We start from the raw sequence: 17,288 nt of genomic DNA, 5'->3' as shown, positions 1-17,288 counted from the left end.
GTCCCGCGCGGCGCCGGTATTGTCCGGCTACTTCCTGCGATGGGAAAGGATCGTGCCGGCGCCGGCCAGCGTCAGCACGGCGCCGGCAATGAAGGGCGGGATGAATACGGCGAGCGCCTCGGTGTCTTCCCAGCGCAGGCGGAAATCGTTGCAGCCGGTGCCGCAGCCATGGGCGTTCAGCCAGATCCAGCCGCCGAAGGTCGCCGAACAGACCAGGACGCCCAGGACGAGCAGTGCATATCCCAACAGCCGCAGCAGAGCCTCCTGCGCAAACAAAAACGGAGGCGCCTGTGCAGCACCTCCGTCTATTGATGTCAATCGGCGCCCTAACGGCCGAAGGTGAGTCAATCCAGTGGCTTGGCCGGTGCGGTTGAGAAAATGAATCCGGCCGACGTTCCCTCCTAGAGGCTCGGGCCGTCCTCGCCGGCGGCCTTCTTGTCGCCTTTGGAGAGGCCGGTCAGGCGGTCGATATAGGCAAGCAGCAGCGCCGACAGCACGAAGGCCAGGTGAATGATGGTCAGCCACATCAGCTGGTCGGAGGTATATTGCTGGGCGTTGAGGAAGACCTGCAGCAGGTGGATCGACGAGATTGCGACGATTGTCGAGGCAACCTTGATCTTGAGCGAGCTGATGTCGATCGTGCCGAGCCAATGGACCTCGCCGTCATGATTGTCGAAGCGGCTGACAAAGTTCTCGTAGCCCGAGATGATGACCATCACCACCAGCGAGGCGACAAGGGCCGCGTCGATCAGGCCGAGCACCTTGAGGATGGTGTCGGTGTCGTCGAGCACCATCACCTTCATGACGAACTCGTAGAGCTTCTTGACGAAGGACAGCGCGTAGATGCCGAGCGCCACGGCGAGGCCGAGGTAGAACACCACGAGCAGCCAGCGCGAGGCGAGAATGATGGATTCGACGGCGTGTTCGAGGCGTTTCATGAGACGTCCGAAAATGGCGATTGGAAAATGAGGCGGTGCCGACGAATGCAACAGCTTGGCGGATAAAACAAGGCCCGGCCGCTGGAGGGGGATTCGGCCGGGCCTGATCTCCTTGAACGCCGGAGATGGGACGGGGCAGGGAACCACGTCATCCACAAGGTGGCATCAAAATCCAGCGATTCAATGGCCAAAGCCGGGTGATCGCGTGATTGTTACCGGCGATTTCATGTCCGAAAAGGATGCTTTGGCGGCAAAAACCCGCCCTGCAGTGCGCGGGGCGGGTTTCGTTTCAGTGTCTTCAGCCGCTAGTTGGCGCTGGCGATCGGTGCCACCAGCGGGGTGATGCGGCGGATTGCGACGCGGCGGTTCTCACGCTCCGGCTTCTGTGACTTCACCTTGAGGTAGCGCTCGCCGTAACCCTGCGTCGACAGGTTCTCCGGCTGGATGCCGAAGACGTTTGTAAGCGCGTCCGCCACGGCCTCGGCGCGGCGATCCGACAGCGCCAGATTGGCGACATCGGAACCGACGGCGTCGGTGTGGCCCTCGATGAGGAAGGTTTCGGCCGGGTTCTTCTTGAGCAGCTTCTCCATCGCGTTGGCGACGCCCTCGAGCTTGGCGATCTCGCTCTCGGGGATCGAGGCCGAGCCGAACTCGAAGCTCAGCGTGTCGAGATCGACGCGCCGGGCGATGTCGCGGACACGGGCCGAACGCTTGACCTCGTCGACCGAATAGAGCCGCTTGACGCGTTCCACAGGAGGACGTTCGAGGAAGTCGTAATAGGCGTCGTCATCCTCGACATATTGCGCGTCGAGAATGTACTCGTTGCGCGGAATATTGAGCTGTAGGGGCGGCAGGTCGAGACCCGGATCGCGCCACTCGTCCATACCCTCGTAATACTGGTCGTCGACATAGCTCAGCACATATTCGCGGCCATCGGGGGTGATGCGCGAGCGCTGCACGATGTCGCCATATCGGTTGCGGATGGTGATGATCTGGTTGCCATTGTCGCGAACGATGACTTCGCGAGTACGGCCGCGCGGCAGTTCCTCGTAATAGACGTCCTGCGCATCACGCGTGATACGCGGCCGGTCGTTGCTCTCGACGATGATCTCATTGTTGATCTGGATGATCACCCGATCGCCGATCTCGCGCAGGAACTCGCTGCCTTCAGGTCGCGGCCTGCGGCGCAGGTCTACCTCGGGCATCTTTTCGATGCGGGTGCCCTTTTCGGCAGTGACGGCCTGGATCTCGACAGGCTGGGCTGCCTCGGTGGCCGTCTTGTCGTCAACCGGCGGCGGCCCCGGATCGACGGGCACCGGTACCGGCTGCGCCGCCTGCTCGCCAGTCTGGCCCTCGGGCGCGGGCTGAGCGGGCTGGCCTTCGGCAGCCGGCTGCCGGCCACCAGCCTCGGCGGGTGGCGCTTCCTTCTGGCTGTCAAGCATCGGCGCCTCGTTGGGGTTCACCGGTGGCTGGTTTGCAGGTGCTTCGCCCTGCTGGGCAGGCTGTTGTGGCTGTTCACCAGTTGCCGGTTGCTCGCCGGTCGCCGGCTGCTCGCCAGTCGCGGGCTGCTCGGTCGAAGGCTGCTGCGCGGCAGGCTGTTCGCCCTGCGCTGGCGCTTCACCTGCGGGTGCGGTGGTTTCGGGCGCCGGAGCAGGGGTGGGAACCTGTTCCGGGGTCGCTTCTGCAGGCTTCTCCGCCGGTTGCTCGGCAGGCTGTTCGGCCTGGGGCTTCTGCTCGGGCTGGGCCTCGGGCTGCGGTGCCACCTCAGGCGTCTGGGCCGGCTCTTCGGCCTGTGGTTCCGGTTGAGGCGCTGCCTCCGGCTCGGCGGCAGGCTGTTCTGCCTGGGGCTGCTGCTGTTCGGCGGCGGGCTCGCGCTTCTTACGCTTGGGGGCGGGTTCTTCCGCCTGCGGCTGAGGCTCTGCCTGCGGCTCGGGTTCAGCCTGCGGTGCGACATCTTGCTGAGGTGCTGGTTCTTCCGCCGGCGCCTCGCGCTTCTTGCGGCGTGGCTCGGGCGCTGGTTCTTCGGCCTGCGGTGCCGGCTGCTCTGCCTGCGGCTGCGGCGCGGGTTCCGGCTGTGGCTGCGGTTCGGGCTGAGGCTCAGGCTGCGGGGACGGTTCCGGTTGCGCCTCCGGGGCAGGGGCCTGCTGGCCACCACCCTGGCGTGCTGCACAAGCTTCCGCCGATTCGCCTTCCTGGCAGTCCGACTGAACGCGGATCAGCGGCAGCGCAGCCCCCGCTTCGTTCAGCGCGCCGTTCGGCAACGGCATGGCGCCCAACGGCGCGGATGCCATGAACAGGCCGATTGCCGTGCCTGCGAGAATCCGTGGTTGGCGTTTCATCGTTGGAAATCTCCTCGAAGTGAAGTTTGGTCCCGTCCCGGCCCAAACAGATGGAACCGTTAATGGTTCCGCTTGTCGTGGCAGTCGCATCGCATCGGGGCGATTGCCCGACGGCAACATGGCAATATCGTGGTTTCGCTGAACTGGCGATGAATGAGAAGGGCGGCTTGACGCGCCCCCCTTTCGGGGCCAAATGCCAGCCATGGACGATGCCTATTGGAAAACGACGCCGCTGGAGGCAATGAGTCCGAGCCAGTGGGAACAACTCTGCGACGGCTGCGGCAAATGCTGCCTGTCCAAGCTCGAGGACGAGGATACCGGCGAGATCTATTGGACCAGCGTTGGCTGCCGGCTGTTCGACGGCGCGACCTGCCGCTGCGCCGACTATGCCAATCGCCTTGCGCGCGTGCCGGACTGTGTCGGGCTGACGCCTGAGAACGTGCGCACGATTTCCTGGCTTCCCAGCACATGCGCCTATCGCCTCGTCGGTGAGGGCCATGATCTCTATTGGTGGCACCATCTTGTTTCGGGCAGCCGCGAGACGGTGCACGAGGCCGGCGTATCGGTGCGCGGCAAGCTGACCGCCTCCGAGGATGATATGGCCGAGCCGGAAGACTATTTCGACCACATGCTGGACGAAGAGCCGTAAGCGCCAAACTCGCCCGACACAATACGGTCAAGGCCCTTCGGGTGGACGGCCAAGGCCCTTCTGGTGGCTGTCTTCCATCTGCGCGACGGCTCACGCATTGTTGCAGTGCGTAAAAAATACTTAGCAGAATCAAATATTTGATACATGAACCGAAAATGAATGCGTGGTTCGAAAACGGTTCAGCTTGGGTGGCGCATTGTCTGGTCATCGCTCAGGCAGAGATGGCCTGACGCCTCGGGTTCAAGGAGAAGACACAATGTTCGACAAGATCAAGATCGCGGCCCTTTCTGCCGTCATCGGCTTCAGCACGCTGGCCGCCATTCCTGCGACCGCACAGGCCGACGGCCTTTATCTCAATCTTGGCCAGGGCTCGCCGAATGTCGGCGTCTACATCCAGGACCGCGACGGCCGCCGCGACAACCGCTGGGACAACCGCCACGACAATCGCTGGGGTCGCCCCGGTGGCCGCTGGGACCGCGCCTGCTCGCCAGACCGTGCTGTCGACAAGGCCGAGCGCATGGGCCTGCGCCGCGCCCGCATCGTCGATGTCAACCGTCGCTCGATCACGGTGAGCGGCCGCAAATATGGCGAGCGCGTCGCGATCACCTTCGCCCGCGCCCCGAACTGCCCGGTCGTCCGCTGGTAAGTCGAAACGCGACCTGAACAGCGTCGGGTAAGCCCGATCGCAGTAGCGGGAGCCCCTTTCGTCTCGGGGAAGGGTGGTGGCTCCAAACAAAACCCCGGAGGCCTTGCCTCCGGGGTTTTTCATATTCTTTCCAGCTGTTGGGGTGTCGGACTGCCTGGATGCGATCCGTTTGCCCGATCCTGCCGCGCTTCCGAACGCGCGGCAGGGCGCCCGATGTCAGCTCGTCAGTTCTTCAGTTCGAAGGTGACGTTGACCTGGACGCGGTAGGCGTTTTCGCCGGCCTCGACCGGTGCTGCGCCGGCTGCGCGGTCGAACGACTTCGCCTGCATCGGCATTGGCGGCGGGGCATAGGACTGGTCGGTGATCTCGAGCACCTTGCCGACCTTGACGCCGGCGGCCTCGGCCAGCACCTTCGCCTTGGCGATGGCGTCGGCCACCGCAAGCTTGCGCGCCTCGGTGATAACGCCTTCCGGCTTCTCGTTGGTGAAGGTGATGCCGCCGCCCTGGTTGACGCCGAGGGAGACGGCCTTGTCGAGAACCTCGCCTGTCTTGGCGATGTCGCGGACGCGCACCGACAAGGTGTTGATCACTTGGTAGGCGACGAGCTCGGCATCCTGCGAGCCATCGGGCTTGTTGGTGTAGTTGTAGCGCGGCTGGATCTGGATGCCGGCGGTCTGCAGGTCGCGCTCGGCGACACCCGCTGCCTTCATCGCGGCGATCACGGCAGCCATTGCTTCGTTGTTGGCGTCCAGCGCCTCGCGGGCGGTCTTGGCCTCGCGCATCACCGACAGCGACAACAGAGCCAGATCGGGTGCCACCGAGGCTTCGCCTTCCCCCGTCACGACGATGCGTGGCGACGGTTCGTTATCGGCGCGGGCGGCAGCGGCGGGAAGTGTTAGTGCCGCTGCAAGTGCAAGCGCCATGTATTTGCGATTCATAATATAATCTCCGTTGTCCTGAGCCCTTCGGGAGTGTCAGATAGGGGCGGATTATGGGTGGATTGCGGCAGCGCGCAACAGATGCGCGAAGATGGCTTGTGCCAGCGCGCAAAACTGACTATCCAGCCCGCATGTGGGGCCTGTAGCTCAATGGTCAGAGCCGGCGGCTCATAACCGCTTGGTTGGGGGTTCGAGTCCCTCCGGGCCCACCAAAAACTAAGCTTTTGATTTTATTTATATTTTTTCCGTTTTAGCCCGGCGTACACCACGGCGTACACTGGAACACGCGTGTATCTTTGGTCAGGCCATGAGTGCTCAAGAAGTATTCTTGGATGCCAATCGGAATAAGTTGAGGTTAGTCATCTCAGGGTCGAAATCTTCCCATCGCAATCTAGAACGTTTCGTAGGAATGTGGCGGGCGGCTACCTCCTCGCTTGACATGGCTGGGGCGTCGGCAGCACGACTGCGGATGCCGCCCTTCGGCGCCAGCGCCCCAGCCAATGCCGGTGCCTGTGGTCGGCGTGGTGAAGAAGACAAATCCATCTCGAACATGCCGCGCGCACCGAAGCCATCCGCAACGTGACGCTGCGCGCCAAGGCGTCAGGCTATCTGCAGGCACACGGACTATCAGGCCGCGCTCGATCAAGCCAAGGCGCAGATCGAGCGTGACCAGGCATCGCTCGAATAGCTCAAGTCGAGCCTCACCCGCGGCAACAAGCTCGCCGACAACGGCTATCTGGCCAAGGACGGGTTCGACCAGCGCTGCAGCGCGGTGCGACAGGCGTTAGCAGCCCTTGCCATATCACGTTCGGCCTTGCGGACTGCCGACTCAGTTCAACGCCGCGGCCGGCATGCGCAATATCGGGACGCGACTTGGTCGATCGAACCAGCCTCTCGAACTGGCATGCAACGACGTGCCAGTTCATTCGCTCCGCGCGTAACCGTCGGCCAGTCAGTCCTTGATGATGACGTCGGCCTTGTCGAATTTGGTGACGTCGATCAGCCCCTTGTCCGAGATGAGCAGTTCCGGGGTCACGACAAGCGCCAGCAGCGAGTGCTGCATATAGGCGTCGCTTCGACCAACATGCCGGCCTTCACGGCGACCACCTCGGCCCGCTCGTCCGACATCGGGCCGGCGACCAGAAGCTCGACAGCGCATGCTCCTTGCCCTCGCTGATCATCACGATGCCGCCGCCGACCTCTGCAGCCTGTTGGCTGCCTGGGCCATGTCGGCCTTGTTGGTGCCGGCGACGATGATGTGATGGCTGTCATGCGCGATGGTCGAGGCCATGGCGCAATCCTTGGAGTAGCCGAAGCCCGAGACGAAGGCATTGACCACTTCACCGGTGGCCCCGGTGGACTAGCGGCCCTCATGTCGACTGTGACGATGCCTAGCGGGCGTGTTGCTTCCAAGGTCGATAACCAGGCCTCGTCAACACTCGGGCAAGTTCACCGCAAGCCCGCCCAGCGATGTTTCCTTATATTTCGTCGCCATGTCCTGGCCGGTCTGGCGCATGGTCTCGATGCAGTTGTCGAGGGGCATGAAGTGCTGACCATCGCCGCGGAGCGCCAGGCTGGCCGCCGAGACCGCCTTGATCGCGCCAAGACCGTTGCGTTCGATGCAGGGCACCTGGACAAGGCCGCCGGCCGGGTCGCAGGTCATGCCGAGATGATGCTCGAGCGCGATTTCGGCCGCGTTCTCGATCTGCTCGTTGGTTCCGCCCAGCGCTGCGCAAAGCCCCGCCGCGGCCATGGCGGACGCCGAGCCGATCTCGGCCTGGCAACCGCATTCCGCGCCGGAGATCGAGGCGCGGTGCTTGATCAGCCCGCCAATGGCGGCCGCAGTCAGGAGAAACTGCCGTTCGCCATCCGCATTGGCACCGACGCAGTGATCGCTGTAGTAGCGCAGCACGGCAGGTACGACGCCGGCAGCACCATTGGTCGGCGCTGTCACGACGCGCCCTCCCGCCGCATTCTCCTCGTTGACGGCCATGGCATAGACGAGCAGCCAGTCGGTCGCCGCGTGCGGCTGTGCCCGGTTGCTGCCGCGCTCGCCGAGCAATTGCTGGTGCAGGCCCTTAGCGCGGCGTCGCACCGACAGTCCTCCCGGAAGAATACCTTCCTGCCAGAGGCCGCGATCGATGCAGCCGTTCATTGCCGCCTGGAGTCGTTCAAGTCCCGGCTCCAGATCGCGGCCATGGCGCACCCGTTCGTTCGCTTCCTTCATCGCTGCGATCGACAGTCCCGATTCACGCCCCATCCGCAGCATCTCGACGGCGGAGGTGAAGGGATAAGGCACGTCGCCTGCGGCTGTGTCCCGCGAAGGGGACACACTGGAAAGCTGGTCTTCACTGACGACGAAACCGCCGCCGATCGAGTACCAGACCTCACGCAGAACGACATTGCCGGAAAGCCCGTGCGCGGTGAAGACCATGCCGTTGGCATGGCCCGGCAGCGGCGGTCCGTAGTCGAAGACGAGGTCGTGATCCGGATCGAAGGCGATGGCGCCGATGCCGGGCGCCGTGATGCTGCGCGTGACCTTGAGGCCTGCGACCAAGGCTTCTGCCTGGTCGGGGTCGAGTGTATCAGGCAGAAACCCCATGAGCCCCAGAAACACTGCCCGGTCGGTTGCGTGGCCTTTGCCGGTGAAGGCGAGGGATCCATGCAGGGAGGCCGTCAGCCGCCGGCATTCGGTCCGCCCGGGCAGGGCGGCGAGGGCCTTGAGGAAGCGCGAAGCGGCGACCATCGGGCCCATCGTGTGCGACGAGGACGGGCCGATGCCGATCTTGAAGATATCGAAGACGGACAGGAACATGGATCGATCCTTGAAGGGGTGTGCCCCCGGCGCGCGACCGGGGGCGACAGGCTCACTCGGCGGCTTCCGCGTAGCTTTCGAGCGGCGGGCAGGTGCAGACGAGGTTGCGGTCGCCATGCACATTGTCGATCCGGTTGACCGGCGGCCAATATTTGTCGGCCCGGAACGAGCCCGCCGGGAAGCAGGCGGCCTCGCGGCTGTAGGGGCGGTCCCAGTCGCCGACGAGATCCTCGACGGTATGGGGCGCGCGCTTCAGCGGATTGTCCTCGGCATCGAGCGTGCCGGCGACGATGGCCTCCGCTTCGGCGGCAATGCCCAGCATGGCGGCGATGAAGCGGTCGAGTTCGGCCTTGGGCTCGCTCTCCGTCGGCTCCACCATCAGCGTGCCGGCCACCGGCCAGCTCATCGTCGGCGCGTGGAAACCGCAGTCGACAAGGCGCTTGGCGATGTCGTCGACGGTCACCCCGGCGCGTTCCTTCAGCACTCTCGTATCCAGGATGCACTCATGCGCGACATGGCCGGCGGCCGAGCTGTAGAGGATCGGATAGGCGGACGCCAATCGCCGCGCAATGTAGTTGGCGCTGAGAATCGCAGTCTTGGTCGCCTGGGTCAGGCCCTCGCCACCCATCAACAGGCAATAGGCCCAAGAGATGAGCAGGATCGACGCGGAGCCGAATGGTGCGGCGGATATGGCGAATGCGCCGGCAGCCGGATTGCCCGGCAGATGCGGCACGAGATGCGCCTTGACCCCGATCGGCCCCATGCCCGGCCCGCCGCCGCCATGCGGGATGGCAAAGGTCTTGTGCAGGTTGAGGTGGCTGACGTCGCCGCCGATATCGCCAGGGCGCGCGAGACCAACCATGGCGTTCATGTTGGCGCCGTCGATATAGACCTGTCCGCCATTGTCATGGGTGAGTGAGCAGATCTCGCGCACGGTCGTCTCGAACACGCCGTGGGTCGAGGGGTAGGTGATCATGCAAGCGGCCAGGTTTTCGGCATGGGCTTCCGCCTTGGCGCGGAAGTCGGCGACATCGATGTTGCCGTCGGCGGCCACGCCGACCACCACCACCTTCATGCCAGCCATCTGTGCGGATGCCGGATTGGTGCCATGCGCCGAGGTCGGGATCAGGCAGACGTTGCGATGGCCGTTGCCGCGCGCCTCGTGATAGCGGCGGATCGTCAGCAGGCCGGCATATTCACCCTGGGCACCCGAATTGGGCTGCATCGAAAATGCGTCATAACCGGTGATCTGGCACAATTTTGCCTCGAGGTCGCTCAGCATCTCGGCATAACCCTGCGCCTGGTCGGCGGGGGCATAGGGGTGAAGGTTGGCGAATTCCGGCCAGCTCAGCGCCATCATTTCGGCGGTGGCATTGAGCTTCATCGTGCAACTGCCGAGCGGAATCATGGCCCGGTCAAGCGCAAGGTCGCGATCGGCAAGGCGGCGCATGTAGCGCGTCATCTCGGCTTCGGCGCGGTTCATGTGGAAGACGGGGTGGGTCATGAACACAGAGGTCCGCAGCAGCGCGTCGGGCAGGCGATACTCAGGCGTCAGGTCGTCATCCGCCATGCCGCCGCCAAAGGCGCGCCAGATCGCCTCGGTGTGGCTGCGTCGGACAGTCTCGTCGAAGGTTATGCCAATGCGCGTCTCGCCGATCGGGCGAAGGTTGATCCCTTCACGCAGGGCCGATGCCAGGATGGCGTCGCGGCGGGGGCCGCATTCCACTGTTACCGTGTCGAAGAAGCTTGCCGGCTGGATAGGAAAGCCAAGGGTCTCCAGTCCCTTGACCAGCCGAACCAGCTTGCGGTGGATGCGCTCGGCGATCGCCCGCAATCCGTCCGGGCCGTGGAAAACGCCATACATCGAGGCCATGACGGCCAGCAGCGCCTGTGCGGTGCAGACATTCGACGTCGCCTTTTCGCGGCGGATATGCTGCTCGCGCGTCTGCAGCGACAGCCGATAGGCGCGGTTGCCGCGGGCGTCGATGGAGACGCCGACGATCCGGCCCGGCATCGACCGCGCGAGGTTGGCGCGCACGGCCATGTAGGCGGCGTGCGGACCGCCATAGCCCAGGGGCACGCCGAAACGCTGGCTGGAGCCGATAGCGATGTCGGCGCCCATCTCGCCCGGCGGCTTCAGCAGGGTCAGGGCCAGCGGATCGGCGGCCACGACGGCCAGCGCGCCCGCGTCCTTGAGCGCTGCGATCGGGGCGGTGAAGTCCTGCACATGGCCATAGGTGCCGGGATACTGGAACAGCGCGCCGAAAACGCGCGACGGATCGAGATCGGTGAAAGGATCGCCGATGATCACGTCCCAGCCGAGCGGTTCCGCCCGGGTCGCGACCACGGCAATTGTCTGCGGATGGCAATGATGGTCGACAAAGAAGGCGCGGGCCTTCGAGCGTGACGCACGCTCGCACAGGGCCATGGCTTCGGCCGCGGCGGTGCCTTCGTCAAGCAGCGACGCATTGGCGATGTCGAGCCCGGTCAGGTCGCACATCATGGTCTGATAGTTGAGCAGCGCCTCGAGCCGGCCCTGGCTGATCTCAGGCTGATAAGGCGTGTAGGCGGTGTACCAGGCCGGGTTCTCGAAGATGTTGCGCTGGATCGCCGGCGGGGTGAAGGTGCCGTGGTAACCCTGTCCGATGAAGCTGGCATTGGCCGTGTTCTTCATCGCCACGTTGCGCAGCCGTTCCAGTACGCCGCGCTCGGACAGCGCCTTGCCCCAGGCAAGAGGGCGTGTCTGCCGGATGTCTGCCGGGACGATTGCGTCGATGAAGGCATCGAGGCTTTCGGCGCCGACTGTTTCCAGCATCTCCGCCATTTCGCGCGGGGAGGGGCCGATGTGGCGGCGATTTGCAAAGTCGTATGGCGCGTAGCCGGTCGGGGTGTAGCTCATCTCAGTCTCCTCATCCCACCAGTGCCAGATAGGCGGCTTCATCCATCAACGCTGTGGCATCATCCACGTTTGCGAGGCGCAGCCTGAAGAACCAGCCTTCGCCTTCGGGCGACCTGTTGATCATGGCAGGGTCGCTGTGGAGGAATTCATTGACCGCAATGATCTCGCCCGCCAGCGGGCAATAGACGTCGGAGGCGGCCTTGACGGACTCAACGGTGGCTGCCGTCTCGCCCTTTTCGAGCACGGTGCCGACCGCCGGCAGGTCGACGAAGACCAGATCCCCCAGCAGTTCGCTGGCGTAGCGGGTGATGCCGACCGTGGCTATGCCACCCTTGATGGACAGCCATTCGTGATCTTCGGTGAATTTCAGCATATCGGGGCTCCTCAGTACCGTTTGTAGCGTTGCTTGATAAAGGGCAGCGGGGAGACGAAGACGCGAAGGCGTTTGCCCCTGACTTCGGCGAACAGGGGCGTGTCCGTGCTGCTCAGTTCGGTCGGAACATGGGCCAGGGCGACCGGCGCATTGACGGAGGGGCCGAAGCCGCCTGAGGTCACCTGTCCGACCGGTTCGCCGCCGACTTCGGCGGCAAACAGCTCCGTGCCCTCTCGGATCGGCGCACGGCCCTCGATCCGCAGTCCGACACGGCGGCGCGAAGCCCCCGTTGCCAGTTCTTCGAGGATAATCTCTGCCCCGGGGAAGCCGCCGGCGCGTGCTCCGCCTCGCCGCCGCACCTTCTGGATCGCCCATTCCAGCGCGCCCTGGGCAGGGGTGGTGGTGGCATCGATGTCATGGCCATAGAGGCACAGGCCCGATTCCAGCCGCAGGCTGTCCCGCGCGCCCAAGCCGACAGGGCGAACCCTGGAATCGGACAGCAGCGCTTCGGCGAGTGCTGCGGCGCGGTCGGCGGGAACCGAAATTTCATAGCCGTCTTCGCCAGTATAGCCCGCCCGCGCCACGATGCAGGGCGTTCCCAGCAGATTGATGTCGGCGACCTCCATGAAATGCATCTCTGCCACCTCAGGAGCGAGTGCCGCGAGCGCGGCCTCGGCATCAGGGCCCTGCAACGCGATCAAGGCACGATCCGTGAGCTCCTCGATCTCGCAGTCTTTGCCGAGGTGAGCCCGAAGATGGGCGACATCCTGCGCCTTGCAGGCGGCGTTGACCACCAGGAAGAGGTGATCGCCGCGGTTGGCGATCATCAGGTCGTCGAGGATGCCACCATCGTCCGCGGTGAAGAGCCCGTAGCGCTGGCGCCCCGGCTTCAGGCCGAGGACATCAACCGGAACCAGCCGTTCGAGCGCCAGCGCCGCATCCTCGCTCCTGCCCGTCCTCGGGCGAAGAATGACCTGTCCCATATGGCTGACGTCAAAAAGCCCGGCGGCGACGCGGCAGTGCAGGTGTTCCTTCAGGACGCCGTCGGCAAACTGGACGGGCATCTCATAACCGGCGAACGGCACCATCCTGCCGCCGCGTGAAACGTTGAATGCCGTCAGCGGGGTTTGCCGCAACTGGAATGGCAAGGTCATGAAGAGCCTCCAAGGCTGGAAAACAGAGCGCTGTCGAACTTGTTCGGGCATGGAACAGGAGGCCATCCCGTCAGGGCGGGAAAGGGCCGCCTGACATCTCAGGTCGCTGCGCTGGAAAGGGCCGCCACGCATGCCTCCTTCACAGCCTCACCCATGCCCGGATGCGGATGGGAGGTGCCGGCAATTTCGGCTAGCGTCGTGCCGAGCCGAAGCCCGAGGACCAGTTCCTGCAACAGTTCCCCCGCGCCATGTCCGAGGATATGGGCGCCGAGAAGCCGGCCTGTCTCGGCGCAGGCGATGACCTTGGCGAAGCCGTCGGTGGCGCCGATCGCACGGGCGCGGCCGTTGGCCAGGAAGCTGGCCTTGCCGACCAGAAACGCGCGCCCGGAGGTGCCGGCATCGTCCTCCGTGAGGCCGACGCCGGCGATTTCGGGCGCCGTGTAGACCACCCCCGGCACGAGGCGATAGTCGGGTGCGCCATGCGCCTTGCCCGCCAGAGCATCGATGCAGGCAGCGGCGTCTTCTTCGGCCTTGTGGGCGAGCATCGGCCCGGGCACCACGTCGCCGATGGCCAGGACGCCGGGCACGCTGGTGCGGAACTGTGCATCGACTTCGACAAAGCCCCTGGCGTCCTGCCTGACCCCCAGCGCCTCAAGCCCAAGGCCTGCGGTGTGGGGCCGCCTGCCGATAGCGACGAGCACGGCATCTGCTGCCAGCGTTTCCAGTTCGCCCGATCCGCGGGTTTCGATCTCGACGCTGGCCGCCTCGCCGTCGCGGGCGATTGTCTTGACGGCCGCGTTCAGGGTGAAGCCGATGCCTTGGCGGGCGAGGATCCGCTGCGCGTTCCTGGCCAGCTCGCCGTCGATGCCGGGCAGGATGCGGTCGAGATACTCGACGACAGTCACCTTGGCGCCGAGGCGCGACCAGATCTGGCCGATCTCCAAGCCGATGACACCGGCGCCGACCACCACCAGCCGGTCCGGCACCTTGCCGAGCGACAAGGCACCTGTCGACGACAGGACGAGCTTTTCGTCAAAGGGGACATTGGGCAGGGCAGCAGGCGCGGACCCGGTGGCGATCAGAATGTGCCGTGCGGAGATCTCGCGCTCACCAACCGTAACCCGCCCCGGAGCGGCGATGCTCGCACGCCCCTGGATGAATTCCACGCCGGCCTTCTTGAACAGGAAAGCGATGCCTTTGGTCAGGTCGGAAACCACCTTGTCCTTGCGCGCCATCATGCGCGAAAGGTCGAAGCGGGCGGCTTCGGTCTCGATGCCTTGGTCGGCGAGGGATTTCAGCCCTGCCCAGTGTTCGGTCGATGACAGCAGCGCCTTCGAGGGAATGCAGCCGACATTCAGGCAGGTGCCGCCCGCCGTGGACCGCTCATCGATGCAGGCCACCCGCATGCCGGCCTGTGCGGCCCTGAGTGCGGCGACATAGCCTCCCGGTCCGGCGCCGATGACGGCGAGGTCGAAATCAGGCATCGGCCTTGCTCCCGTAGATCGGGAAGGCGAAGCAGAGCGCGGTTACTCTCCGGTGGACTGTGTCTTCGACGGCAGCGTTCGGGCCGCTGCGCAGGCTGTCCAGCACGTCCCCGATCAGATGGCCGATCTGCCGGAACTCCTCGGGGCCGAAGCCGCGCGAACAACCGGCTGCGGTGCCCAGGCGGATGCCCGAGGTCACCGTGGGCTTCTCGGGGTCGCCTGGCACGCCGTTCTTGTTGCAGGTGATGCCGGCGCGCTCCAGCGCCTCGGCCGCTTCGTTGCCCTTGAGGCCAAGGGGACGCAAATCAACCAGCATCAGATGGTTGTCGGTGCCGCCGGAGACGATCGCAGCACCTCGCTCGACCAGAACCGCGGCGAGCGCCTTGGCGCTGGCCACGACCCGTCCGGCATATTCCGTGAAATCCGGTTCCAGCGCCTCGGCGAAGGCGACGGCCTTGGCGGCGATCACATGCATCAGCGGTCCGCCCTGCAGGCCGGGAAAAACCGCCGCATTGATCTTTTTGGCGATGGCCTCGTCATTGCTCAGGATGATGCCGCCGCGCGGGCCACGCAGGGTCTTGTGTGTGGTCGAGGTGACGACATGGGCATGGAGCATCGGGCTCGGGTGATGGCCGGTGGCGACCAGCCCCGCAATATGGGCCATGTCGACCATCAGCATGGCGCCGACGCTGTCGGCGATGGCGCGGAAGCGGGCAAAGTCGATCACCCTGGAATAGGCCGAGGCGCCGGCGATGATCAGCTTCGGGCGCTCGGCCTCAGCCAGGGCAGCTACCTGATCGTAGTCGATCAGCCCTTCCGGGGTCAGCCCATAGGTGATGGCGCGGAACCACTTGCCTGAAAGCGCCGGACGCGCACCGTGGGTGAGATGGCCGCCGGCATCCAGCGACATGCCGAGGATGGTGTCGCCCGGCTGCAGCAAGGCCAGCATGACAGCGCCGTTGGCCTGGGCGCCGGAGTGGGGCTGCACATTGGCGAATTGCGCGCCGAACAGCTGTCTTACGCGATCGATCGCCAGTTGCTCGACCACGTCAACCTCGCCGCAGCCGCCATAGTAGCGCTTGCCGGGATAGCCTTCGGCGTATTTGTTGGTCAGCACCGAGCCCTGCGCCGCCATCACCCTTGGGCTGGCGTGGTTTTCCGACGCGATCAGCTCGATTTCGCCCTCCTGGCGCCGTCCCTCGGCCTCGATGGCCGCCCACAGGTCCGGGTCGAAAGTGGCAAGCGCTGATGTGCCGTCGGTCATGTCTTCTCCTCCTGTGACGATGGCCAGCGCAGGCTGCCCGATCTCGTCCAAGGATATCGAACGGCCATCATTGTTGAACTTCATAGTTCTCATGCTAGGATGAGGGATACTCATGATAGGATCGGCCATGCGCAACATCCCGACAGACCTGATGCGCAGCTTCGTCAAGGCGATCGACGGCGGCAGTTTCACCCGCGCGGCCGAAATGGTGGGGCGCACGCAGTCGGCGGTCAGCCTGCAGATCAAACGGCTGGAAGAGGTGGTCGGCGTGCGGCTGTTCCAGCGCGACGCCCACAATCTGCAGCTCACCGCGCAAGGGCGCAGCTTCGCGCAATATGCGCGTCGCATCCTGGCCCTGAACGACGAAGTCCTGGCACTGATGCAAAGCCCTGACGTGTCGGGCAGGGTGCGGCTTGGCGCCCCGAGCGAGTACACCGACTCCCTGCTGCCGCATCTGTTGGGGCGCTTCGCCCAGGCCCATCCCAACGTCATGCTGGAAGTGACCAGCGACCTCAGCAAGAACCTTCTGGCCCGGCAGGAGAACGGCGAGTTCGATCTCGTCGTCGCGCTGCACGATGACAGCGAGAGCCGGGGTGGCAGGCCCATCCACACCGAGCCGCTGGTCTGGTTCAGCAGCGCCGACCACTTCGGCCATACGCAGAGCCCATTGCCATTGGTGCTGGCACCGCCCCCATGCGTCTATCGGCACCGGATCCTGCAGCAACTGAAGCGGGAGGCAAAAGCCTGCCGGATCGCCTATCTCAGCTCGAGCCATAGCGCGATCCTGGCGGCGGTCAGGGCAGGGCTTGGCGTGACCGCCATGGCGCAAAGCACCGTTCCTGACGACGTCCGGCGTCTCGGCCCGGACAATGGGCTCGCGCCGCTTGGGCATCTTGCGCTGCGCCTGCACCGGCTTGCCGCAGCGCATTCCGAAGAAGCGATAGACTATCTGGAAACCTATATCACCGAGCAGATCGGCCAGACGGCGGGACGGCTGGCGATCTCCGCCTGATCCGCAGCCGATGCGGCGCCAGCGCAATTCCAGGAAAGGTGTGCAGCGGTTTTCCGTCCGGAATTGCGCAAGACAAAGGCATAGAGAGATTCCCCGCTTCGAAGAAAAGCGGAAACTGTCTAGGCGGAAAAGACTGCCTTCAGCGACTCGAGATCACGGCGCAGCCGGCGGTCGATGTCCTCGTCATCGCGGTTGTCGTCGGCAATGAACTGGAAGAACCTTATGTTCTGCAGCGAAAACAGGCAGTCGGCGAGGGCTGCACTGTCGACGGATGCCGGTATCAGCTCGCGCTCCTGAAACTCGACGATCATGGCGTGCATCAGCTCGATCAGCACGTTGTCGAGCTCGAGATAGGTGCGCCCGAAGTCGCTGCTGCCTTCGTTGATGCTGGCTGACAGGACCTCGCGCCACGTCGATTTCGTCAGGTAGCTCATGGCGTGGCGACGGAGGATCTGGCCGAAGGACGCCACCGCATCGACCAGATTTGCAGGCTTGCGGGCGATCATCGTTTTCAGCTGCCGGATCAGCAGCTGGTCGCTCTCGCTGACGAGGGCGAGGAGCAAGCCGGCCTTGCTGTCGAAGTAGTTGTAGACGGTGACAGCGGAAATATCCGCGTCCTTGGCGATCAGTTCGATCGTCGTCGCGGTGTAACCATCTGTCTGGAAGCGGGTCTTGGCGATTTCCAGGATGCGCTCGCGGCGGCTTGCCTTCTGTCGCTCTCTCAGTCCCATCGACGCCATGCTTCAGTCTGCCCCCTTCAACGGCTTTTGCCTCCAA

At 64.7% G+C, this 17,288-nt stretch carries 14 protein-coding genes, 1 tRNA gene and 1 pseudogene; 4 read left to right on the top strand and 12 right to left on the bottom strand.

The features are described 5' to 3' along the window. Positions 1–27: 27 nt before the first annotated feature. The 3 genes from Amn_RS19460 to Amn_RS19450 all read right to left on the bottom strand — a co-directional run bounded on the left by Amn_RS19460 (position 28) and on the right by Amn_RS19450 (position 3,277). The gene (locus Amn_RS19460; RefSeq protein WP_154384862.1) at positions 28–276 is read right to left on the bottom strand and encodes a hypothetical protein; all 249 of its coding nucleotides are present in this window, start codon (positions 274–276) and stop codon (positions 28–30) included. A 125-nt stretch (positions 277–401) separates the two neighbouring features. Then, a complete protein-coding gene (locus tag Amn_RS19455) occupies positions 402–938 on the bottom strand; it encodes a TIGR00645 family protein (protein ID WP_067959907.1) in 537 nt (178 codons plus the stop codon). 305 nt (positions 939–1,243) lie between these two features. Then, on the bottom strand, positions 1,244–3,277 hold the full coding sequence (locus Amn_RS19450; RefSeq protein ID WP_067959910.1) for an OmpA family protein: 2,034 nt from the start codon (positions 3,275–3,277) through the stop codon (positions 1,244–1,246). 202 nt (positions 3,278–3,479) lie between these two features. Between Amn_RS19450 and Amn_RS19445 the strand changes: the two genes are divergently transcribed. Both Amn_RS19445 and Amn_RS19440 read left to right on the top strand, forming a co-directional pair. Next, positions 3,480–3,926: a YcgN family cysteine cluster protein gene (locus Amn_RS19445; RefSeq protein ID WP_067959912.1), complete on the top strand. Its 447-nt coding sequence runs from the start codon at positions 3,480–3,482 to the stop codon at positions 3,924–3,926. Positions 3,927–4,182: 256 nt separating this feature from the next. Next, positions 4,183–4,572: a hypothetical protein gene (locus Amn_RS19440; RefSeq protein WP_067959914.1), complete on the top strand. Its 390-nt coding sequence runs from the start codon at positions 4,183–4,185 to the stop codon at positions 4,570–4,572. Positions 4,573–4,796: 224 nt separating this feature from the next. Here the strand turns inward: Amn_RS19440 and Amn_RS19435 are convergent, their stop codons facing one another. Then, positions 4,797–5,510: an SIMPL domain-containing protein gene (locus Amn_RS19435; RefSeq protein ID WP_067959916.1), complete on the bottom strand. Its 714-nt coding sequence runs from the start codon at positions 5,508–5,510 to the stop codon at positions 4,797–4,799. Positions 5,511–5,646: 136 nt separating this feature from the next. On the opposite strand from Amn_RS19435, the gene Amn_RS19430 reads away from it, so the two are divergent. Further along, positions 5,647–5,722: transfer RNA gene (locus tag Amn_RS19430), tRNA-Ile, on the top strand. 740 nt (positions 5,723–6,462) lie between these two features. On the opposite strand, the pseudogene Amn_RS19425 reads toward Amn_RS19430, so the two are convergent. The 7 genes and pseudogenes from Amn_RS19425 to glyA form a co-directional block, all read right to left on the bottom strand. Beyond that, a pseudogene (locus Amn_RS19425) lies at positions 6,463–6,849 on the bottom strand (adenine deaminase C-terminal domain-containing protein). A 93-nt stretch (positions 6,850–6,942) separates the two neighbouring features. Further along, positions 6,943–8,325 carry an L-serine ammonia-lyase gene (locus Amn_RS19420; protein ID WP_286290959.1) on the bottom strand — a complete coding sequence of 461 codons (1,383 nt, stop codon included), beginning with the start codon at positions 8,323–8,325 and terminating at the stop codon, positions 6,943–6,945. Positions 8,326–8,377: 52 nt separating this feature from the next. After that, a complete protein-coding gene (gene gcvP, locus Amn_RS19415) occupies positions 8,378–11,224 on the bottom strand; it encodes an aminomethyl-transferring glycine dehydrogenase (protein ID WP_286290958.1) in 2,847 nt (948 codons plus the stop codon). A 10-nt stretch (positions 11,225–11,234) separates the two neighbouring features. Next, positions 11,235–11,597, bottom strand: coding sequence for a glycine cleavage system protein GcvH (gene gcvH, locus Amn_RS19410; protein WP_067959924.1), 363 nt, complete (start codon positions 11,595–11,597; stop codon positions 11,235–11,237). A gap of 11 nt (positions 11,598–11,608) precedes the next feature. Next, complete coding sequence (gene gcvT, locus Amn_RS19405) at positions 11,609–12,751, bottom strand: glycine cleavage system aminomethyltransferase GcvT (protein WP_154384970.1); 1,143 nt, start codon at positions 12,749–12,751, stop codon at positions 11,609–11,611. A 98-nt stretch (positions 12,752–12,849) separates the two neighbouring features. Then, on the bottom strand, positions 12,850–14,235 hold the full coding sequence (lpdA, locus tag Amn_RS19400) for a dihydrolipoyl dehydrogenase (protein ID WP_154384927.1): 1,386 nt from the start codon (positions 14,233–14,235) through the stop codon (positions 12,850–12,852). Then, on the bottom strand, positions 14,228–15,499 hold the full coding sequence (glyA, locus tag Amn_RS19395; protein ID WP_067966296.1) for a serine hydroxymethyltransferase: 1,272 nt from the start codon (positions 15,497–15,499) through the stop codon (positions 14,228–14,230). The genes lpdA and glyA overlap by 8 nt, the downstream gene beginning before the upstream one ends. A 127-nt stretch (positions 15,500–15,626) precedes the next feature. Here glyA and Amn_RS19390 point away from each other — a divergent pair, with 127 nt between their 5' ends. After that, a complete protein-coding gene (locus tag Amn_RS19390; RefSeq protein ID WP_067966297.1) occupies positions 15,627–16,511 on the top strand; it encodes a LysR substrate-binding domain-containing protein in 885 nt (294 codons plus the stop codon). Between the two features lie 119 nt (positions 16,512–16,630). Here the strand turns inward: Amn_RS19390 and Amn_RS19385 are convergent, their stop codons facing one another. After that, positions 16,631–17,251 carry a TetR/AcrR family transcriptional regulator gene (locus Amn_RS19385; RefSeq protein ID WP_067959932.1) on the bottom strand — a complete coding sequence of 207 codons (621 nt, stop codon included), beginning with the start codon at positions 17,249–17,251 and terminating at the stop codon, positions 16,631–16,633. Positions 17,252–17,288: the final 37 nt, after the last annotated feature.

This window comes from Aminobacter sp. Y103A, from assembly GCF_030294925.1.
Taxonomy (GTDB): domain Bacteria; phylum Pseudomonadota; class Alphaproteobacteria; order Rhizobiales; family Rhizobiaceae; genus Aminobacter; species Aminobacter ciceronei.
This window is presented reverse-complemented; position numbering and strand designations above follow the sequence as displayed.